General features: G+C 55.4%; 17 protein-coding genes and 1 pseudogene. 14 read left to right on the top strand and 4 right to left on the bottom strand.

All coding sequences use genetic code 11. From position 1 onward, the window contains the following. Nucleotides 1-92: 92 nt before the first annotated feature. Nucleotides 93-317 (top strand): hypothetical protein, encoded by a 225-nt coding sequence (locus tag SQ11_RS17350; RefSeq protein WP_156972508.1) that lies wholly within the window; start codon nucleotides 93-95, stop codon nucleotides 315-317. Between the two features lie 804 nt (nucleotides 318-1,121). After that, a complete protein-coding gene (locus SQ11_RS13255) occupies nucleotides 1,122-2,252 on the top strand; it encodes an HAF repeat-containing PEP-CTERM protein (RefSeq protein WP_052494245.1) in 1,131 nt (376 codons plus the stop codon). Nucleotides 2,253-2,288: 36 nt separating this feature from the next. Here SQ11_RS13255 and SQ11_RS17345 read toward each other — a convergent pair whose 3' ends face one another. Then, entirely contained in the window at nucleotides 2,289-2,438 is a 150-nt protein-coding gene (locus SQ11_RS17345) for a hypothetical protein (protein WP_156972507.1), read from the bottom strand. Here SQ11_RS17345 and SQ11_RS13250 point away from each other — a divergent pair. Both SQ11_RS13250 and SQ11_RS13245 read left to right on the top strand, forming a co-directional pair. Beyond that, entirely contained in the window at nucleotides 2,437-3,591 is a 1,155-nt protein-coding gene (locus SQ11_RS13250) for an HAF repeat-containing PEP-CTERM protein (protein ID WP_052494244.1), read from the top strand. The genes SQ11_RS17345 and SQ11_RS13250 overlap by 2 nt on opposite strands. An 83-nt stretch (nucleotides 3,592-3,674) precedes the next feature. Beyond that, on the top strand, nucleotides 3,675-4,460 hold the full coding sequence (locus SQ11_RS13245; RefSeq protein ID WP_041514641.1) for a PEP-CTERM sorting domain-containing protein: 786 nt from the start codon (nucleotides 3,675-3,677) through the stop codon (nucleotides 4,458-4,460). Between the two features lie 25 nt (nucleotides 4,461-4,485). Here SQ11_RS13245 and SQ11_RS13240 read toward each other — a convergent pair whose 3' ends face one another. Next, a complete protein-coding gene (locus SQ11_RS13240; protein ID WP_041514764.1) occupies nucleotides 4,486-6,453 on the bottom strand; it encodes an ATP-dependent DNA helicase in 1,968 nt (655 codons plus the stop codon). 169 nt (nucleotides 6,454-6,622) lie between these two features. Here SQ11_RS13240 and SQ11_RS13235 point away from each other — a divergent pair, with 169 nt between their 5' ends. The 8 genes from SQ11_RS13235 to SQ11_RS13200 all read left to right on the top strand — a co-directional run bounded on the left by SQ11_RS13235 (nucleotide 6,623) and on the right by SQ11_RS13200 (nucleotide 17,093). Next, entirely contained in the window at nucleotides 6,623-6,958 is a 336-nt protein-coding gene (locus tag SQ11_RS13235; protein ID WP_156972506.1) for a hypothetical protein, read from the top strand. A 179-nt stretch (nucleotides 6,959-7,137) separates the two neighbouring features. After that, nucleotides 7,138-7,605, top strand: a complete 468-nt coding sequence (locus SQ11_RS16535; RefSeq protein WP_052494243.1) for a copper-binding protein — start codon at nucleotides 7,138-7,140, stop codon at nucleotides 7,603-7,605. Next, entirely contained in the window at nucleotides 7,602-8,978 is a 1,377-nt protein-coding gene (locus tag SQ11_RS13225; protein WP_041514639.1) for a TolC family protein, read from the top strand. Before SQ11_RS16535 ends, SQ11_RS13225 begins: the two co-directional genes overlap by 4 nt. Further along, nucleotides 8,975-10,591 (top strand): efflux RND transporter periplasmic adaptor subunit, encoded by a 1,617-nt coding sequence (locus SQ11_RS13220; protein ID WP_041514638.1) that lies wholly within the window; start codon nucleotides 8,975-8,977, stop codon nucleotides 10,589-10,591. Before SQ11_RS13225 ends, SQ11_RS13220 begins: the two co-directional genes overlap by 4 nt. 1 nt (nucleotide 10,592) lies before the next feature. Then, on the top strand, nucleotides 10,593-13,718 hold the full coding sequence (locus SQ11_RS13215; protein WP_041514637.1) for an efflux RND transporter permease subunit: 3,126 nt from the start codon (nucleotides 10,593-10,595) through the stop codon (nucleotides 13,716-13,718). Between the two features lie 327 nt (nucleotides 13,719-14,045). Then, the gene (locus SQ11_RS13210; RefSeq protein ID WP_232298007.1) at nucleotides 14,046-16,139 is read left to right on the top strand and encodes a copper-translocating P-type ATPase; all 2,094 of its coding nucleotides are present in this window, start codon (nucleotides 14,046-14,048) and stop codon (nucleotides 16,137-16,139) included. 64 nt (nucleotides 16,140-16,203) lie between these two features. Next, on the top strand, nucleotides 16,204-16,560 hold the full coding sequence (locus SQ11_RS13205; protein ID WP_041514636.1) for a hypothetical protein: 357 nt from the start codon (nucleotides 16,204-16,206) through the stop codon (nucleotides 16,558-16,560). 170 nt (nucleotides 16,561-16,730) lie between these two features. Then, entirely contained in the window at nucleotides 16,731-17,093 is a 363-nt protein-coding gene (locus SQ11_RS13200; protein WP_041514635.1) for an MTH938/NDUFAF3 family protein, read from the top strand. A gap of 194 nt (nucleotides 17,094-17,287) precedes the next feature. Here SQ11_RS13200 and SQ11_RS13195 read toward each other — a convergent pair whose 3' ends face one another. After that, nucleotides 17,288-18,121, bottom strand: a complete 834-nt coding sequence (locus SQ11_RS13195; protein WP_232298006.1) for a PEP-CTERM sorting domain-containing protein — start codon at nucleotides 18,119-18,121, stop codon at nucleotides 17,288-17,290. 346 nt (nucleotides 18,122-18,467) lie between these two features. On the opposite strand from SQ11_RS13195, the gene SQ11_RS17905 reads away from it, so the two are divergent. Both SQ11_RS17905 and SQ11_RS13190 read left to right on the top strand, forming a co-directional pair. Continuing rightward, complete coding sequence (locus SQ11_RS17905; RefSeq protein WP_084226872.1) at nucleotides 18,468-18,686, top strand: GDCCVxC domain-containing (seleno)protein; 219 nt, start codon at nucleotides 18,468-18,470, stop codon at nucleotides 18,684-18,686. Between the two features lie 337 nt (nucleotides 18,687-19,023). Beyond that, complete coding sequence (locus SQ11_RS13190; protein ID WP_041514633.1) at nucleotides 19,024-19,431, top strand: surface-adhesin E family protein; 408 nt, start codon at nucleotides 19,024-19,026, stop codon at nucleotides 19,429-19,431. 301 nt (nucleotides 19,432-19,732) lie between these two features. On the opposite strand, the pseudogene SQ11_RS16895 reads toward SQ11_RS13190, so the two are convergent. Further along, nucleotides 19,733-19,867 (bottom strand): annotated as a pseudogene (locus SQ11_RS16895) (IS200/IS605 family transposase); the annotation flags it as partial. Nucleotides 19,868-19,955: the final 88 nt, after the last annotated feature.

Here is a 19,955-nt window from a genome sequence, read left to right as displayed (position 1 = left end):
ATATCTCAAGATTGATAATCTTGCCATTCCATCGTGACAGGATAGATATTAAATATTGGTTAACATATTGTAAACTCGGGGGACGTATTGCGATGGGTGACGACTTTTCCATTGCTTATCAGCCTGGCTATCTTAGCTTGGGAATCCCTGAAATACCGAACTATTTCACTGATAGTAAAGCAACACTGGATCTTGGAAAAGAGTCTTGCCATCCACTTAAACAACACCCGACCTGGCCCCAGCGATCGTTTGGCCGCCCGGCAATTGCCATCATCTCGGCCTTGCCCAGAAAGGTCATCGAGCAATCCAGATGTTAAGGCTGTATGGAAAGGAAATGCCTGTTTTCCCGTGCGTCTTGCCCTCAGAACGATACCTGGGCAAATTGTTGGATAGCGCGCTGCCGGGAGGGTGGAAGCGTTCGCGCGCAGTACTTATCATCGGGTTGGCTGACATCTATTGAGGGCTGCCGCATTTCGTTTTATCAAAGACAGTTGATGCAAGAAATTCCCGCACTCGATGGCAGTAAGTCATATTTCTGAAAAAGAGAAGGGTTCGTAACACCTAGAGCAAGGTGCGACGAACCCGGAATTTGAAGGAAAGTAACACGTAAAACAACCATGGAACTACAAGCTTGCGACAACACTTGAATCGCAATGACAGACACTCTTGTTAAGCGTGGCAACTATCCAGCTCTTGAAATAGTATCCGCCATCAGAATAATCGATTTTTATCGATGCAGGAATGCGGCATATTGCCGCGCGACAATTTGTCGCACTTGCTTCGAAAGCGCCATTCCGTATCCTCATTGATTATTGACAGCCTTCTGCTGTGCGCGGGGTGACAGAGAAATGCCTGGCACCCGGAATAGGAAAACCTGCAGGGATTTGTGGGCGCCACTTTCCGGCAATGCCGGATCAACACATCACCGAAAAGGAGAGGGCTTGCTATAGTCCGATCGGAAGATTTACAGTCGTAAAAATCATGGATATATAAGTATATATGTCGTTAAAGTATCTTGTCCGCCTATTAAACAACGGCTCGATCCTGTCGGTGATATGTTTCTGGTTATCAAATGCGCCTTGCGCCGGCCTGCTTGAGCCCATCTTACCGGAGCGCCTCCCATGAAAATCATCCGCATCTTTGAAGCCCGTGGGGCTCGTGGTTTAATCCTTGCGATAAGCCTTGGCATCAGTGTTGGTGGTGGCTTCGTGTCTTCGGCCTTCGCCCATCCCGCGGTTATCGTGAATCCTGACGGCAAGGTGAGGGATCTCGGCTCGCTGGGCGAGTTTTTCACCGATGCTCGCAGTATCAACGATTCCGGACAGGTGGCGGGATTCTCTGATGTCGCACCTTATACTGCCCACGCCTTCATCACCGGGCCCGACGGCATAGGGATGACCGACCTTGGCACGCAGGGCGCGCGTTATAGCTACGCCTTCGGTATCAACAATTCCGGACAGGTAGTGGGAAACAGTGATAATCATGCCAAGGCATTCATCACCGGGCCCAATGGCGTAGGGATGACCGATCTCGGTGGGCTGGACTTCAGCGACGCTTACGGCATCAATGATTCCGGACAGGTGACAGGATCCGGCAGTAACAAGATAAATGGTGGTTATAGCCACGCCTTCATCACTGGGCCTAATGGCGTAGGGATGACCGATCTTGGCACCCTGAGCGGGTTTGTCCATAGCGTTGGTCTTGACATCAACAATTCCGGACAGGTGGTGGGAAACAGCCAAACCGCTAACACTTTTACCACGCACGCTTTTATCACCGGACCGAATGGTGTAGGAATGACGGATCTTGGGACGCTGGGTGGGCGAAATACCCACGCTTTCGGTATTAACAATTCCGGACAGGTGGTGGGATACTCTGAGGTCGCACCTGATATTGTTCATGCCTTCATCACCGGGCCCAATGGCGTAGGAATGACCGATCTTGGCACACTGGGCGGACCTGTCAGCGTTGCATACGGCATCAACGATTCCGGGCAAGTGGTGGGATACAGTAGATACGCAAGTGATAATGATGATCACGCCTTCATCACCGGGCCCAATGGCGTAGGGATGATCGATCTTAATTCGATTGCGGATCTCCCAAGTGGGAGCAACCTAACCAGTGCTCAGGGGATCAATAATGAGGGGCAGGTGATTGCCACGATAGTCCCGGAGCCCGCATCCTACGCCCTGATGCTGGCCGGATTGAGTCTGCTCGGCTTCATGGCCAGGCGCAACGGAGCGTCAGCTTAGAGGGGACCCGCATCAGGGATGGAGCGGATGCTTGCTCTAGGAAACCATGACGGTCAAAACTTCCCGTTGCTTCGCGATGCAAGGTATCCAGTGTTCCCTATCATTTTCCTGATGATAGACGGAATACTGGCAATAGAGATAGGTTTTGCTCATCAATTGTTCGATCTTTACCGGAGCGATTCCCATGAAAATCATCCGCATCTTTGAGGCTCGCGGAGCCCATGGTTTAATCCTTGCGATAGCCCTTGGCATTAGTGCTGGTGGCGGCTTCGCGTCTTCGGCCTTTGCCCAAAACACTCGTGAGGCCCAAGTCATCGTGAATCCTGACGGCAAAATAACCTATCTTGACACGAGAGGGGGGAATTACAACAACGTCGCTTTCGGCATCAACGATTCCGGACAGGTAGTGGGAAGGAGTATCTTTGATGGTCATATACATGTCTTCATTACCGGACCTAATGGCGTAGGGGTAACCGATCTTGGCACGCTGGGCGGGAATTACAGCGAAGCCCGCAGCATCAATAACTCCGGACAGGTAGCGGGAACAAGTATAGCCGCGGATGGAGGCCCGCATGGCTTCATCACCGGACCTAATGGCGTAGGGATGACTGATCTTGGCACGGAGGGCGGCTTCGGTTATTATGGTATCAACGATTCCGGACAGGTGGTGGGACAAGCTTCCAATATAGTAGATCTTTCTTGGCGCGGCTTTATCACCGGGCCTAATGGCGCAGGGATAACCGATCTCGGCGAAAAAGCCCCTCAAGGCATCAACGATTCCGGACAGGTGGCGGGAAATTACCATGTAGTCGATTATGATGAATACGGTAACCTCATTAATTATGGCCGTGCCTTCATAACCGGACCCGACGGCGTGGGGATGACCGACCTCGGCACGTTGGGTGGGCTTGTCAGCGAAGCTTCCGCTATCAACGAATCCGGACAGGTGGCAGGATGGAGTAGCGTAGATGGTTTTAGCCACGCCTTCATCACTGGTCCCAACGGCATGGAAATGACCGATCTTGGCACACTGGACGGGTTTCAAAGCGAAGCTAACGGTATCAACGATTCCGGGCAGGTAGTGGGAGTCAGTTATTCCAGAGATGGTTTTCACCACGCCTTCATCACCGGTCCCGACGGCGTGGGAATGATCGATCTTAATTCGATTGCAGATCTTTCAAGTGGGAGCTATCTAAGCAATGCTCAGGGGATCAATAATCAGGGGCAGGTAATCGCTACTCTCATTTCTACTATCCCGGAGCCGGCATCCTGCGCCCTGATGCTGGCCGGATTGGGCCTGGTCGGCTTCATGGCAAGGCGCAACGGAGCGTCGGCTTAGAGGTCCGCATCAATAGGGCAACAATTGAGGAAACAGCAGTCATGTTCCGGTCCAGGATCGGAACAATTTTTTAGCTAGCGATCATGCCGATTAAGATCTCTCTTCCCTTATTCATTCTGTCATTGATTTTCAACCCTCCCGCCTTGGCCAAGACAGCGGAGTTGAGCGTTCACGCTTTTGCAGCAAGTTCATTCCTTGAGCCTGTTCAGGATATGGACAGCGTAGAAGGAAGCCTCTCCACGACGCTTAGCACTCGAGCGGTCGGTGCGGGTCTAGGAGGCTATGGTGTAGCTCGCGCTTCAGTACAGCCGGATTTAAAAGTTTTCGGTGAGGCAGTCGGGGAGGGGGGAGGATCAGATTCATTCGGAGCGAATGGTTTTGTCGCCATCCATGCGAGCTTTGCGGATTTTGTAAAAACAGGGAACGATGGATCGCAGAATATTCTCCTTCCCTCCGTTCAGCTATCGGCGGCGGGAGCGGGCAACGCCCAATACAGCTTTCAGTTCTTTGAAACAAACTCCAATAAGATGATTGCGCAAGGAACTGTTAATGTCGATGGAGGAGAATTGAGTGTTACGGGTGACTTTGCAGAAGGAGACTTTATCACTGGCCGCCCAAATCCGAACATTGTTTTAAGCGACCTAACGATTTTAAGCGACCTAACGAGGCCGGTTGATGTTTCGCAAATAACCCCTGGCGCCGATTTAACCTTGACGCATCACTGGACTGTGTATGGTAACGGTTGGCCCGAAGGTTACGCCTCCGCATCAGTAACGCTCGTACCCGAGCCTTCCGCCTGGATTCTCCTTGGCATCGGTCTACTCGCCGTCCTCTACCGCTCCAGGCCACGGATGCAGCAGTCTTCATAAGAATAAATACGGAATCGAGCTTATATTATTCGCTTTGAGCGAGCGCATCACTTCTCGTAAAGAATTCCTCCACTTCCGACAACTCACGCGTGCGCTTCATCGGTGGCAGGCTTTGCCAGATCCTTTTGCCATAGGCTTTGGTGATGAGGCGCGGGTCGCAGATCATCAATACGCCATGGTCGGTCTCGTCGCGAATCAGCCGTCCCGCTCCTTGCTTGAGATTGATGACGGCGCGTGGCAGTTGATACTCCATGAAGGCATTGCGTCCTTCCTTGTTGATTTTCTCGATGCGCGCCGAGAGCACCGGATCATCAGGCGGCGCGAAGGGCAGTTTGTCGATCACCACCAGCGATAACGCCTCGCCGCGCACATCCACGCCTTCCCAGAAGGATTGGCTGCCGATCAGCACGGCATTGCCCATTTTGCGGAAGCGTTCGAGCATGTGGGAGCGCGAACCCTGGCCTTGCAAGAGTATGGGGTAGTCGAGTTTCTCGCGCTCAAACGCCACCAGCAGCAATTCGTGCACGCGTTGCATCGCCCGCAGGCTGGTGCACAGGAAAAATGCGCGGCCGCGGCTCGCCTTCAGTACCGGCAGCACCGCTTTGACAACTTCTTCGGTGTATTCGCGGCTGTTCGGTTCGGGCAGGCCGGCTGGCACATAGAGCAGAGCTTGATTGGCGAAATCGAAGGGGCTTTCCCAGCAGGCGGATTGCGCGGCACTCGACGCCGTGCTCAAGCCCATTTCACTATTGTAATGCGAGAAATCGCCTTTTACCGATAATGTGGCGGAGGTGAAAACCCAGGCACGCGGCGAACCGCTCAATTGCTTGTTGAATATTTCCGCAATGGAAAGCGGGGTGGCATTGAGTTGCAGCGCGTGGCTGAACACTTCCACCCAGCGCACGAATCCCTCGGCTTCGGCCTGGTCGCGCCAACGCTTGATATCGCCGGCAATTTCACGCGCGCGCTGCCAGCAGTTCTCCAGCCCCTCTGAGCGCTCTGCCTGGGTTTCCAGCATTGCGCCCAGCGCATCGAGGTTGCCTATCAATTCATTCAGCGCGCCACCGAATTTGCCGTTTTGCATCACCGCGGCCAGCGGCATGCGCGTATTCTCGCCTTCTATTGTCAGGCGCAAATCACGCGCCGATTTTTCCATTGCCGCAATAGCCGGGGGCAGAGCGGCAAAATCCTTCGCGCCCAGCAGTGCTTCGGCCTCGGCATCGCGAGCGAGCTCCAGCAATTGACTGGTGCTCACCGATTCGCCGAAAAACAGGCTTGCGGTTTCGGGCAATTGATGGGCCTCGTCGAATATCACCGTGTTGCAGGCGGGCAGCAGTTCCGACAATCCTTCGTCACGCAGCATCACGTCGGCGAAAAAAAGATGGTGATTGACAACCACCACATCCGCCGCAAGCGCCTGTTTGCGCGCCTCCATGACGAAGCAATTCTTATAGTTCGGGCAATCGGAACCCAGGCAATTGTCGCGCGTTGAAGTTACCCGTTGCCAGACTTCGGCGTTTTCAGGCACTTCGCTCAGACCGCTTTTATCGCCGCTTTGGGTCACACCCGCATAACGCTCGATCAGCTGCAGATACTTCGCTTCCTCACGGCTGGCAAAGCTTGCGCGCCCATCCTGCAATGTGCGCTCCAGATGATAATGGCACACATAGTTGGCGCGCCCTTTCAATAACGCCACGGTAACCGGCGCCTTGAGCGCGGCCCGCACAGTAGGAATATCGCGATTGAAAAGCTGGTCTTGCAGGGTTTTGGTACCGGTGGAAATAATCACCTTGCCCCCCGCCAGCAACGCCGGCACCAGATAGGCAAAGGTCTTGCCTGTGCCGGTACCCGCCTCGGCAACGAGGATGGTATTGGCGGCGATGGTGCCCGCAATTGCCTGTGCCATTTCCAGTTGCTGCGCGCGCATGCGATAGCCCGGCACGGTTTTGCCAAGCGGACCGGTGGGCGCAAAAAATGAGTCGATATCAGGCATGGAGAAGGGGGGCGAATGGGTGCCATGATAGTGCAGGATCTTGTATTTATCCAATTTAGTGCGACCATAAAACGGGGTCTCGCTTACAGACAGCTTGCCTCTCACAGGAAAAGTCACCTATACTGAGACTATCATGGTGTCCGGACGAAAGCTTCTACTGGTTTTAATCATGCTGTGGCTCCCGCTGCAAGGCGCGATCGCCGCCATCATGCCGTTGTGCGTGCAGGCGAAGCAAATGGGCGCAAGCCTTGATATTCCCGCCGTTACTGCCCCTTGCGACCTTCACGATGAGGGTGAGGAAGCTTCGGCGACGCACAATGCACCCAGTGACATGACATCCAGCCTGCCGTGTGAAAGCCTCCCTTGCTACGCAAGTTTCAGTACACTGCTTCCCGCAACACACGCCTCGTTGATCTCCACCAGCAGCTTCTCTTACGCCACCGCTTTTGACTCCCGCTTTACTTCAGCCATTCTTCAGCAACCGCAGCATCCTCCTCTCGCTTAATTCTTCGACAGAAGAAATCCGCCTGTAACAAGGGCAAACCATCGTTTTTAACTTTTATTGAGCCTGCATCCGAGCGCAGCGCCTTTGCGGTGCAAGGTTCGACAGGTCGTAAGCGGTAACCGCTATCCGGCCATTGCGGACGCGGTATCGCAGCGGTTACAAATTTCCAGGAGGTCAGAATGAATATTCCGTTCTCTGTCATGTTGCACTTGGGGCTGGTATTCGCATCCATAGCTGCTCCAACACTCGCAGCTCCGGCCGATACGGTGCGGGTTGCTTTCTCGACTCAGTCCGGGTCAGCAGTTCCCGATAAACGGCTTTCCCCGAAGCAAGAACCCATGCTGGAAAAAAACGAGCGCACAGTCGTTGCGGGTGTATCCGGAAATACGACATCTTCGGATCTCATTCCGGCGAAGGGAGTCGTCTTGCATGTGGATAGGGCCAAAGCCACGGTAAAAATCGATCACGATCCTATTCCCGCGCTGGATTGGCCAAGAATGACCATGCCTTTTCGCCTCAAGGAACGCGCGTTAGCCGATCATGTGAAGGAAGGCGATGCGGTGGAGTTCTTCATGGAAAAATCAGGTTCAAATTACGTCATCGTGAAATTTCGGAAACAGGTACCTGTAAAGGGAGATTCGCATTGATCCGCGGCGAAGCCATTGTCCTAGTGCTTGCCGGGGCAATGGTCTCAGTCAATGCACAAGCTGAGGGCCCAGGCGGCACCCGCATGGAAGCGGGTATACAGACTTTCGCGGCCGCCCCTCCAAAGGCCCCCGCAACGGGAAACGCCGATAATTCCCCTCTCCTTTCTTCCCTTATTTCGGAGGCACTGGAGAACAACCCCGAAATTCGGGCCGCACTACGGGAGCGAGAGGCCGCAAGCCAGCGAATAGCACCCGCGGAAGCGCTCGACGATCCGGTGCTTGAAGCGGGAGTGGTCAATGCGCCGCTGACTTCATCGACTTTCAATCGCGAAGACATGACCATGAAAATGATTGGTCTGTCCCAGCGCCTGCCATTCCCAGGTAAACGAGGTTTACGCAAGGATGTCGCCACCCAGGATGCGCAGAGCGTCGGCTACGGCCACCAGGAAACCGTGAACCGTGTGGTGCGGGATATCAAGGTCGCTTATTTCGATCTGGGACTCACGCTCGAAAGGACCCGGCTGGTCGAGAAAAACAAACTGATCCTGGAGGATCTTCTCCACATCGCCGAGAAACACTATGGAATAGGACTGGGAAGCCAAGCCGATGCGCTGAAGGCGCAGACGCAGGTATCCAGAATAGTGGATGAACTGCTCAGGCTCGCGCGTGAACGGCCTGCGATCGAAGCCGAGCTCATTCGTGCGCTTGGCCGAAACGCAAATATCCCGGTGCCGGTACCGGAGCCGCCGCAACTGAGGGAAGAAATCCTGAGCCTGGAATCGCTGCGGGAATCCGCTCTTTCGCGGCGGCCGCAATTGCTGGCACTGCAAAGTATTGTTGCGCGCAACGAAAAAGCGATGGATCTGGCACGCAGGAATTACTACCCCGACTTCGACGTGCGCTTGGCGTACGGCCAGCGCGACAACATGCTGGACGGCTCCCGGCGCCCGGACATGGTGACCCTGACCGTGGCGGTCAATCTGCCGGTGTGGCGGGAAAACAAGCTCACGCCGCGCATCGCGGAAGCCGTGGCGAAGCGCGATCAAGCCCAGAGCCTGTACGAAGCGCAGCGCAATGAGGTGACCGCCAGCCTGCGTCAGCAGATGGCGCTGGCTGAGCAAAATTTGCAATCGGCGCGGCTTTACCAAACCGCCATTCTGCCGCAGGCCCGGCTTACGGTTGAATCGGCGTTAGCCGCATATCGGGTCAATCGCGTCGACTTCCTCACGCTGCTCGATAGCCAGATGACGGTGCTCAACTATGAAATCAGTTTGGCGGCAGCCATGGCCGGTTATAACAAGGCGCTTGCGGAAATCGATTGGCTCACCGGCAAACCGCCGATTAATCCTTCTACACCAGCGGAGCCTCTATGAAAACCGCTGCCAAATTAATAGCGGTCATCATCCTGGCTGCGATGGCTTTGGCCACGGGGTATTGGTGGGGCAGCGGCAAATCGCCCGCCTTGGCGCTCATGCCGTCCAAACCGGCGCCCGAGGCTACAAAACCACAGGGCAAGACTCAGGGCAAGGTTCTCTATTACCGCAACCCGATGGGACACCCCGACACTTCACCGCTGCCCAAGAAAGATTCGATGGGGATGGACTATCTCCCGGTTTACGAGGGAGAAGAACCCCCATCCGACAATTCAGTGGTGAAGATCAGTACCGAGAAAGTGCAAAAGCTGGGTGTGAAAACCGAGATCGCCGCACTGCGCGAACTCACCCGCACGGTGAGGGCGGTGGCGACGGTGCAGACGGACGAGCGGCGGCTGTACACCGTGGCACCCAAGTTCGAAGGCTGGATTCAGCGGCTCCATGTGAATACCACCGGCCAGGCGGTAAGCAAAGGGGAAGCGTTGATGGAAGTGTACAGCCCTGAACTCATCACGGCGCAGCATGAATATCTCATCGCCAGGAAGGGGATGCAATCGGTCGAGGGGAGCGGCCTGGAGGTTCAGGCAGGCATGCAGCGGCTGTCAGAAAATGCCTTGCAAAGACTGCGCAACTGGGACATATCGGAGACCGACCTGCAAATGCTGCAGCAGGAAGGTCAGATCAGGCGGTATCTCACCTTGCGCTCCGCAGCCAGCGGCGTGGTGATCGAAAAACTTGCAATCCAGGGAAAACGCTTCATGCCCGGAGAGATACTTTACCAGATTGCCGATCTCACCAAGGTATGGATGCTGGCGGACGTTTTCGAACAGGATCTGAGCATGGTGCATCGGGGACAGAGCGCCACCATCAGGATGGATGCGTATCCGGACAAAGTGTTCAACGGCGAGGTGACGTTCATCTACCCCACGGTGATGCCGGAGACGCGAACCGCCAAAGTACGCATCGAACTCCCTAACAAGCAAGGTCTGCTCAAGCCGGACATGTACGGGAGAGTGGAGTTCGCTTCATTCCACAGCAAGGACAAGGTGCTTGCCGTGCCCGACTCGGCGGTGCTCGATACCGGCACGCGGCGGCTGGTGCTGGTGGCTCTGGGCGAAGGCCGGTTCGAGCCGCGCACGGTAAAACTGGGCATACATGCGGAGGGCTACGCTGAAGTGCTGGACGGGCTTGCCGCGGGAGAAGCGGTTGTGGTCAGCGCCAACTTTCTGATCGACGCCGAGAGCAATCTCAGGGCGGCACTCAACGGCTTCGGCTACAACGCCCCGGCTTCCACGCCTGGCGCAAGCGAACAGGTCAAACCCGGCACTTCGTCAGGTGCATCGATGCCGGCGAACCATCATGGCGTCGGCAGCATAGAAGCGATGGATTGGGCGCACGCGACGGTAACCATCGCCCATGATCCGATTGCCAGCCTTAATTGGCCGGCAATGACCATGGATTTTCGCACCAAGGATCCCGCATTGCTGCGGCCGCTGAAGCCCGGTCAAAGGGTGGACTTCAAGATAATCGAGGAGCCGGCTGGCGAATACGTCATCGTTCGCATCCAGCCGCTGGGCGCAAGTTCAGCCGCCAGCAATCAGGGTGGACACTGACATGCTGGGCCGAATTATCGAATGGTCCGCGCGCAACATATTCCTGGTATTGCTGGCGACAGCCTTCGTGATCAGTCTCGGTATTTACGCCGTATTCCGCACACCGCTGGATGCGATCCCCGATCTCTCGGATGTGCAGGTCATCATCTACACCGAATATCCAGGCCAGGCGCCGCAGGTGGTGGAAGACCAGGTTACCTATCCTTTGAGCACCGCCATGCTGGCCGTGCCGAAATCGAAGGTGGTACGAGGGTTGTCGGTATTTGGCGCCTCCTTTATCTACGTCATTTTCGAGGACCACACCGACATCTACTGGGCGCGGAGCCGGGTGCTTGAATATCTTAATTTTGCGGCCGGGCGCATGCCGCGCGGCGTCACCCCCACTTTGGGGCCGGATGCCACAGGGGTCGGCTGGGTGTATCAATATATTGTGGTCGCTGCCCAGCATACGTTGGCGGAACTGCGCACCCTGCAAGACTGGTTCGTGCGTTATCAGCTCACTAAGGCCCAAGGCGTGGCCGAGGTGGCGAGCGTGGGCGGATTTGTCAAAACCTATCAAGTCACGGTAGAGCCGCGCAAACTGCAGGCATACGGCATTCCTCTCAACACGGTCGCCGCGGTGATCCGCGCCAGCAATCGCGACGTGGGCGGGCGGGTGATCGAGATGGCGGAGACCGAATATGTGGTGCGAGGCCGTGGCTACCTGAATGGCATCGCCGACATCGAGAATCTTGTGCTCAAGGCGGAACAAGGCACGCCGGTGCTGGTCCGCGACGTGGCGCGGGTCGAACTGGCGCCGGACGAACGGCGCGGGATCGCGGAGCTGAACGGTGAAGGTGAGGTGGTCTCCGGCATCGCCGTGGCACGTTACGGCCAGAACGCGCTTGATGTTATTGACAACCTGAAAAGCAAGATCGAAGAAATATCCAGCGGCCTGCCGGAAGGCGTGTCGTTACAGGCTGTCTATGACCGTTCCGACCTGATCCACCGCGCCATCGACAATTTGAAACGGGTCCTGATCGAGGAGAGCATCGTCGTGGCCGTGGTCTGCATGGTGTTTCTCATGCATGCGAGAAGCGCATTGGTGGCGATCATAATGCTGCCAATCGGCGTGCTTATCGCATTGATCGCCATGCATGTGCTGGGGCTCAATTCCAATATCATGAGCTTGGGCGGCATCGCCATCGCCATCGGCGCCATGGTGGATGCCGCAATCGTCATGATCGAGAATGCCCACAAACATCTGGAGCGCGCTCCCCCGGGCGCGCCCCGCTTGCAGATCATGATCGACGCCTGCCGCGAAGTCGGGCCCGCATTATTCTTCAGCCTGCTGATCATCACGGTTTCGTTCCTGCCTGTATTTACGCTGGAGGCGCAGGAAGGGCGCATGTTCGCGCCGCTCGCCTATACCAAGACTTTCGCCATGGCGGGGGCGGCGCTGCTCTCCATCACGCTGGTGCCGGTACTGATGTTCCTTTGCATCCGCGGCAAGATCATGCCTGAGCGGAAAAACCCCGTTAACCGCTTTCTGATATGGATTTACCGCCCCGTTATCGCCTGGGTCATGCGCTGGAAGAAGCTTACCATTGTAATGGCCCTGATCACGCTTGCACTTTCGGTATTTCCGGCGATGAAACTGGGCAGCGAGTTCATGCCGGTGTTGAACGAGGGAAGCTTGCTGTTTATGCCAATTACGTTGCCGGCGTTGTCGGTCACCAAATCCGCGGAGTTGTTGCAGACCCAGGACAAGATCATCAAGACCTTTCCTGAAGTCGATTCGGTGTTCGGCAAGGCCGGACGCGCCAATACGGCCACTGACCCGGCTCCGCTGGAAATGGCCGAAACCGTTATCAACCTGAAACCGGAGAGTGAATGGCGCGCCGGCATGACTATCGACAAACTGATTGCCGAACTGGACCAGGCGCTGCAGATACCGGGGGTCAGCAATGCCTGGACCATGCCCATCAAAAACCGGATCGACATGCTCGCTACCGGCATCCGCACCCCGGTCGGCATCAAAGTGTTCGGTAAGGACCTGGGGGAAATGGAGGAGCTCGCCCGGCAGATCGAGGCTGTTGTAAAAACGGTGCCTGGAACCACCAGTGCCTATGCCGAACGCACGACCGGCGGTTACTACCTCGATATCGAGCCCGACCGTCTGGCGCTTGCCCGCTATGGCCTAGCGGTCGGCGACCTGCTGGAAGTGATTTCGGTAGCCCTGGGAAGCGAGATGCTGACGACCACGGTGGAGGGCCGCGAGCGCTTCGGTGTCACCGTGCGTTATCCGCGTGAACTGCGGCAGGATCCATCGGCTATTGCCAGCCAGATCCTGATACCGATCATGAACGGCGGCATGATCCCTTTGGGACAGCTGGCCAGTGTCAAAACGGTCAAGGGGCCGCCCAGCATTCGCACCGAGAACGCACTGCTTTCAGCATACATCTTCGTTGACATTCGTAACCGCGATATCGGTGGTTACGTGGCCGAGGCACAGCAAGCGGTACGCGAGCAGGTTAAATTCCCCCCGGGATACTATGCCACATGGAGCGGTCAGTTCGAATATATGGAACGGGCTCAGCAAAAGCTGAAAGTAGTGGTGCCGCTCACCCTGACGATCATTTTTCTGCTCCTCTACCTCAATTTCCGCCGCTTCACCGAAACCTTCATTGTCATGCTCTCGGTACCCTTTTCATTGGTGGGCGGCGTCTGGCTGATATGGCTGCTCGGCTACAACCTCAGTGTCGCGGTAGGCGTGGGCTTCATCGCGCTCGCCGGCGTTGCCGCCGAGACGGGGGTCGTGATGCTGATCTATCTCGACCATGCCTGGGAAGCCATCAAGACGAAACGCGCAGCCACAGGAGGCAAGCCGACGGTGGCCGACCTGTATGCGGCAGTCATGGAAGGCGCGGTCGAGCGCGTGCGCCCAAAGCTGATGACCGTGGTGGCGATCATGGCGGGTCTGCTGCCGATCATGTGGGGCAGCGGCACGGGCTCGGAAGTGATGCGACGCATCGCCGCACCCATGGTCGGCGGAATGGTGTCCTCGACCCTGCTCACCTTGATCGTCATCCCCGCCATCTATGCGCTGGTGAAGGAATGGAATCTGCGCAAGCAAGAGGAAGTATGACATGCGCCTGACGAGCGCAGGCAGCTGTTCCCAGGTGGCTTTGGCGGCCGGGCGGAGCAAGTAACCCTCAATCTGCCCGGCAACACAATAATTTCCGAAAATTGTCCAAACAGTAAAAGCTGGTCTAATATGAATTATGGTTCACAACGATAGCTGACCGAGCCCGATTCCACGGCGCGATTTCACCGAAAGTCAGAAATGAATGCAGGCATGAACCCTACGCATCCATCACACGATCACCGGCACGAACACGCGCACGATCGCCAGCACGCGGCCGCACCTCCAGCTCCCGCTCAGGCAGCCGCGGGAAGCCAATGGACATGCCCCATGCACCCGGAAATCCTGAGGGATGCGCCGGGCGACTGCTCGATCTGCGGCATGGCCCTGGTACCTGTTGCAGGTACAGGCGGCACGGAAGCCGACGATTCGGAATTGCGCGGCCTTGCGCGCCGATTATGGGCCGGCATCGCCTTGTCGCTCCCGCTGGTGGCGCTCGCGATGGCGCCCATGATGGGCATTCATGAACCGTTCGGGCTCGAGCCGTATGCACGCGGCCGGGTCGAATTCCTACTGGGGACACCCGTCGTGCTGTGGGTCGGCTGGCCGATCCTGCACAAATTCTGGCTTTCGCTCCTGCACCGCGCACTCAATATGTACACGCTGATCGGTCTGGGAGTGGGGTTCGCCTATCTCTTCAGCCTCGCGGCGGTCCTCATGCCTGGCTGGTTTCCGCAGGCGTTCCGCGCCCACGATGGCGCAGTGGGGACTTATTTCGAGGCAGCGGCGGTTATCGTGACGCTGGTGACACTCGGTGACTACCTTCAGACGCGTGCAATGGGCCAGACCAGCCGGGCAATCCAGCAATTGCTGAAGCTCGCGCCTAACCAGGCATGGCGATTGAGTGACGATGGAACGGAGGAACAGGTCGCGCTTGAGAAGGTCGTCGCCGGTGACCGGCTGCGTGTGAAACCGGGAGAAAAAATTCCTGTCGATGGGACGGTGCTGGAAGGCTCAAGCCGGGTGGATGAATCCATGATTACCGGCGAACCGGTGCCGGTGGCCAAAGTCACGGGCGACAAAGTCACTGGCGCGACCATGAATAGCAATGGTTCGCTGATCATTCGCGCCGAGCGCGTGGGCGCCGACACGCTGCTGGCACGTATCGTCCATATGGTCGGGGAAGCGCAGCGTACCCGTGCGCCCATCCAGAGGCTTGCGGATGTCATCGCCGCCTATTTCGTCCAGAGCGTCATTGCCATCGCCATCGTTACGGCGCTGGCATGGTGGTTTCTCGGCCCGGAGCCAAAATTTGCTTACGCGTTTCTCAATGCCATTGCCGTTCTCATCATCGCCTGCCCCTGCGCGGTCGGTCTTGCCACACCCATCTCGATGACCGTCGCGATGGGGCAGGGCGCGCGCGTGGGCATCCTGTTCCGCAATGCCGATGCGATCGAGCGTATGCGAGATGTCGATACCGTGGTGGTGGACAAGACCGGCACACTGACGTTGGGGCGCCCCGCGCTGACTGATTTCATCGCCGAGGGGTTCGCGGACGATGAAGCTCTCGAGCTGGTCGCCGGCGTAGAGCAGCTTTCCGAACATCCGATCGGGCTTGCAATTCTTGAGGGTGCAAAAGCACGCAGCTTGACGCCACGCCCGGCGGAAGCCTTCAGTGCCATCAATGGTCTCGGCGTGCAAGCCGATATCAATGGTAAGCGCGTGCTGGTCGGCAGCCGCAATTTTCTCGCACAGCATAATGTGGATACACAGCGTTGGGAAGCGCGTGCGGAAACCTGGCGTGCGGAATCGAAGACCGTGATGTTCTTCGCCGTAGACGGCATGGCCGCCGGCATCGCCGCAGTCGCCGACCCGGTCAAGGAAAGCACGCCGGAAGCCATCGCGGCACTGCGGCATCTGGGCGTGCATATCGTCATGCTCACCGGCGATTCACAGCGCACCGCCGATGCGGTGGCACGGCAACTGGGCATTGATGAGGCATTGGCGGAAGTGCTTCCCGAGGACAAGGCCGGTCACGTGAAACGCTTGCAGGCGGAAGGCCGCATCGTCGCGATGGCGGGCGACGGCATCAATGATGCGCCCGCGCTGGCCCAAGCCGAAGTCGGCATCGCCATGGGCACCGGCACCGACGTGGCAATGGAAAGCGCGGGCATTACACTGGTCAAGGGCGATCTGCGAGGCATTGAACGGGCCATCGTGCTGTCACGCGCCACCATGCGTAACATCCGGCAAAACCTTGCCTTTGCTTTCGGCTACAACGCGCTTGGCATTCCACTGGCAGCCGGTGTGCTGTATCCGGCTTTCGGGCTGCTGCTGTCGCCGATGTTCGCCGGTGCCGCCATGGCGATGAGTTCGGTATCCGTCGTCACCAATGCCTTGCGGCTTAATCGCATCAATTTATGAAATACAGTCGTATGTTCCCGCGTATTATCTTTTTTTCATATCAACCCCATCACGGAGGTACATCATGAAACTCAAAAGCGTCTTCGCAACCCTGGTTGTCCTCGGCTCGTTGGCGTCGTGTGCGCATCTCGATCCCCATCCCATGGACATGTCAAGCGCCATTCGCAATGCCAAGACCAAAGCGGACCATAACGCGCTGGCCAAGCATTATGAAGACGCGGCAAAAAAAATGCAGGAAAAGGCGCAAATACAAAAAAACAGGCTTGCGGAATACGAGGGTCACAGCTATTACTACGGCAGGGTGACCGAAGATCTGAAAGAGCATACCAAGGCACTGGCGCGCCTCTATGAGGAGGCCGCGGAAGCAAACAGGAAATTGGCGGAAGCTCAGCGCCAGATGGCGGACCAGGCCAAGGAATGATGCCTGGCAAGAAGTTCCGGGATAGACCCTACGGAAGATAGGACCGGATCGACAAAGATGGGGCGCTTGCCGCCGCACGACCCCAGCCCTTCCATCGAGCGGACCCTCCAGCCTGCGGCCTTTGCGGTCCGTTCGATCAAACGTTAGGCGCAAACAACAGGAATGCTATTATGAAACCCAAAATTGACGGTACTAAATTTGGCTCCATTACTATAGATGGATCTGAGATCGAACATGATGTTCTCATCCGGCTTTCAGGCAAGATCAAGAAGAGAAAGAAAAAACTATCCAAGGCGGTGTTCGGCACATCTCATAAAATCTCGCTTGACGAGGCTGAGCACATATTCGAAAAAGGGACCGAACGGCTCATCATTGGCTCAGGCCACAATGACAATGTAAGGCTCTCTAAAGAAGCCTCCGAGTACTTCAAGAAGGAGAACGTGCGGATCGAGCTTTCACCCACTCCCAAAGCCATTCACCACTGGAACAAGGCTAAAGGCTCAGCCATCGGACTCTTTCATGTGAGTTGCTGAGCCCTGGCAATCAAACATAAAGGAAAAACGGAAAAATAAGGTGATCTGCTATCGAACTTGTGGGTAGTTTAGGTGGATATTTCAGTTCCCAGGGCTGCCAGCAAAAGATTCCAATGCGCCAGCCGCTTCAGCTATGTGGTAGTCGCACAAGCAGGGAGCTGATGCTCCCGGCCTGGATTTGATTTGAGCGTCGATTACCTGGGGGAAACTTGCCTGCGACACCCTATGAAGCCAAGCAGTCCAAGCCCAGCCAGCATCATGGCATAAGTCTCAGGCTCCGGAATCGGAGCCAGGAGATAGACTGGAGTGGCTTCCAACGCGTTTCCAAGTATCCCTGTAACAAATGTGGGGTCACCGAATCCGTTGAATGACCCATTCGATCCTACAGCGCTATGTGTAACATCATTGATGGAATCGAGAGTGTTGTAGAGCACCAAGTTGTTGTTGCCATCAAAAACCTTGAATTCATCGATGGCAATCCTCCCAATAGTCGTATCGCCAGTGATCAAATTTAAGGTCCCACCCGGCAGCGCGGGAAACGTCCCCACCGACAAACCACCCCCCATCCCCCAACTGGCTGATGCCAATGCACCATCGAGGTATACAGCGACTTTTTGATTTGGAACATCAGCAAGACCGTCTTGGTCCCACTTCAGGGCGTAGTGATGCCATGTGTCCTCACCTCCGGTACCCAGTATATCCTCATAGGAGTTGCCTACCGACCCCGTATGAAACTGACGCCCCGCTATACCCGTCAGTCCGTGATTGCCCGTCCCATCATTTGCAGTAAACCCTACCGAATAGTTCGTCAAATCGTGATTGAAAATAAAGAAATGCGGGCCATTATTAGGAATAGCTCCAGAGAAACCGCTCAACTTTGCCCAGAAATCGATGGTTCCTGCTGTCACCGGTATTGCGCTTGCGGAAAAGCTTGCGGCGGTATTAGGGACGGTGACTTCCTGGGCATGTACAGGATATCCGATAATCGCCATGATCGCCGCGGCAGGGACTGTGATTCGTTTTAACATTTCTTTGCCTCCTATGAAGAGAAATAAGCGAAGCCGAAATCCATAATCCATTCAGGGAATTACCCGTTCTCCATGCGCGTGCTTCCCCGCAAGCTAAGTTTTGCATCACAATATTCATATGATTCAAGTCAAGCAATTCATCAAGTCGTCATTTTAAAATTAGGTTTTGCCAAGATCTCTGTCTATGGTCAATTCGGACTAATCTATCTCCATCAATCTCATCCATAGCTTCCTAATTCATTGTGGCGCCATCGCTCAGGTAAGCCGTGTGATAATTCATATTCTGATTATGTGCCCCAGTGCACCGACCAGTAGGCACCCGTAACATGCCTGCTCGAGTCTCTTTATGATTCACAATTTGCCAATCCTGGAATCAGTTCTGACATGCCCGCACTGCGGATATGCCAAGCCGGAAATCATGCCGACCCATGCCTGCCAGTTCTACTATGAATGCAGCAGCTGTAAGGTTCTGCTGCGCCCCCATCCCGGCGATTGTTGTGTCTTTTGTTCCTTTGGGACCGTCAAATGTCCGCCGGTCCAGATGCAATCAGACTGCTGCGGATAAGGCAGCCACCAGAGGCATCCTTGCAGGCGCGGGAAAAACGCCGCCGGCAATTCAAGTCAGGTAAACTCGACTGTGTAATAGCGTAAATAGCAGGAATGGCAGTAGCAATGAGCGTAACCAAGCAGTTAATTATTACAGCCCAGCGGCAACTGCCCTTTGTCGCGTGGCTGGCAGAAATAAAATTCCAATGGGCCAGCCCTCGGGGTTTTTCTCTTTTCGGGGAAGCCGTACAATAGATATTACCGACGACCACATGACCGACAAAAAGAGAGAAAATGAAAACGCCATTTAGGTTGATGCCTGACAGGATTTCTCATGACATGGTAGAGATGCCAAAATGAGGTATTTGGCAGCAATGTTAATAGTAATCTTTTCCACAAGCGCAAGTGCGAAATGGGTACAGTTTGCACTTGGCACCACCGGACCTGCTTATTACGATGACAGCAAAATAAAGGACTTGGGAAATGGTGTTATTTCCATATGGGAAAAATTTGTGATAACAGAGGAGGTTTTAAGACAATCAATTGCAGTGGACCCTTCTTTTAAGGACTATTCCTACACCGTAACCAAGGGAAATATAAATTGTAATGAACATAAGTTTGCTAGGACGGCTATATATGCCTATGGTAAAAATGGAGCTCTTATTCTTTCATATTCCTATCCAGAAAAAGATATTGAATACATAGATATAGCCCCGAAGAGCATGGGGGAAGAATTGATGAGGCTTTTATGTCCGGAGAAATGAAAGGCCCGGGCAGGACAATGAGGCATGACCGATGACCCCCGAACTGCTCCTTGATAGAGCGCTGTCTTTGATTGATCGAATAGTGATCGAGCTGCCCAGGTTGGGTGGCGCTCTGAGCTAAAGATGATTTCCGACGAACTTCTTTTAACCGAGCCAGTAAGGTGAAAGGCTCAGGAGATGAAAAAAGAGCTAAGCGGCTTGAAGCACGAGTATAGCTGAAGCTGAATCTGATCTGACGCATTGCACCCGTCAAACCGGGTAACTGTCAGATGAAGCCTAGACTACTACAGCTGACGACTACACCTTCGATAAACCCGATTACCTGTGACACCGCATGCTTCGGCGGAATCCTTATCCGCATGTGTTCGCGATCCGGCATCAAATGCCGCTCCTCTATCCGGCTCTCCTTCTGGATAGCCAGTTTGCGGAACGCCTCTCACCCAGATATTTCCTCAGTTAATGTCAAACTTTAACTGCCTCCCCGGCAGAGCCGGGCTCCCCCTTGGTAGGTTAGGGAAACAGTT

The sequence above is a fragment of the Nitrosospira sp. NpAV genome, assembly GCF_000832065.1.
GTDB lineage: Bacteria > Pseudomonadota > Gammaproteobacteria > Burkholderiales > Nitrosomonadaceae > Nitrosospira.
Note: the sequence above shows the minus strand (reverse complement) of the source record. Positions and strands in the feature narration are given on the sequence as shown.

What these genes read in the sequence shown, in the direction of transcription:
- SQ11_RS13250 (WP_052494244.1), top strand. Translation starts at nt 2,437, where the DNA reads ATGAAAATCATCCGCATCTTTGAGGCTCGCGGAGCCCATGGTTTAATC.
- SQ11_RS13235 (WP_156972506.1), top strand. Translation starts at nt 6,623, where the DNA reads ATGCTGTGGCTCCCGCTGCAAGGCGCGATCGCCGCCATCATGCCGTTG.
- SQ11_RS13255 (WP_052494245.1), top strand. Translation starts at nt 1,122, where the DNA reads ATGAAAATCATCCGCATCTTTGAAGCCCGTGGGGCTCGTGGTTTAATC.
- SQ11_RS13215 (WP_041514637.1), top strand. Translation starts at nt 10,593, where the DNA reads ATGCTGGGCCGAATTATCGAATGGTCCGCGCGCAACATATTCCTGGTA.
- SQ11_RS13210 (WP_232298007.1), top strand. Translation starts at nt 14,046, where the DNA reads ATGCACCCGGAAATCCTGAGGGATGCGCCGGGCGACTGCTCGATCTGC.
- SQ11_RS13195 (WP_232298006.1), bottom strand. Translation starts at nt 18,121, where the DNA reads ATGTTAAAACGAATCACAGTCCCTGCCGCGGCGATCATGGCGATTATC.
- SQ11_RS13190 (WP_041514633.1), top strand. Translation starts at nt 19,024, where the DNA reads ATGAGGTATTTGGCAGCAATGTTAATAGTAATCTTTTCCACAAGCGCA.
- SQ11_RS16535 (WP_052494243.1), top strand. Translation starts at nt 7,138, where the DNA reads ATGAATATTCCGTTCTCTGTCATGTTGCACTTGGGGCTGGTATTCGCA.
- SQ11_RS13220 (WP_041514638.1), top strand. Translation starts at nt 8,975, where the DNA reads ATGAAAACCGCTGCCAAATTAATAGCGGTCATCATCCTGGCTGCGATG.
- SQ11_RS13245 (WP_041514641.1), top strand. Translation starts at nt 3,675, where the DNA reads ATGCCGATTAAGATCTCTCTTCCCTTATTCATTCTGTCATTGATTTTC.
- SQ11_RS17350 (WP_156972508.1), top strand. Translation starts at nt 93, where the DNA reads ATGGGTGACGACTTTTCCATTGCTTATCAGCCTGGCTATCTTAGCTTG.
- SQ11_RS13240 (WP_041514764.1), bottom strand. Translation starts at nt 6,453, where the DNA reads ATGCCTGATATCGACTCATTTTTTGCGCCCACCGGTCCGCTTGGCAAA.
- SQ11_RS17905 (WP_084226872.1), top strand. Translation starts at nt 18,468, where the DNA reads ATGATTCACAATTTGCCAATCCTGGAATCAGTTCTGACATGCCCGCAC.
- SQ11_RS13200 (WP_041514635.1), top strand. Translation starts at nt 16,731, where the DNA reads ATGAAACCCAAAATTGACGGTACTAAATTTGGCTCCATTACTATAGAT.
- SQ11_RS13205 (WP_041514636.1), top strand. Translation starts at nt 16,204, where the DNA reads ATGAAACTCAAAAGCGTCTTCGCAACCCTGGTTGTCCTCGGCTCGTTG.
- SQ11_RS17345 (WP_156972507.1), bottom strand. Translation starts at nt 2,438, where the DNA reads ATGGGAATCGCTCCGGTAAAGATCGAACAATTGATGAGCAAAACCTAT.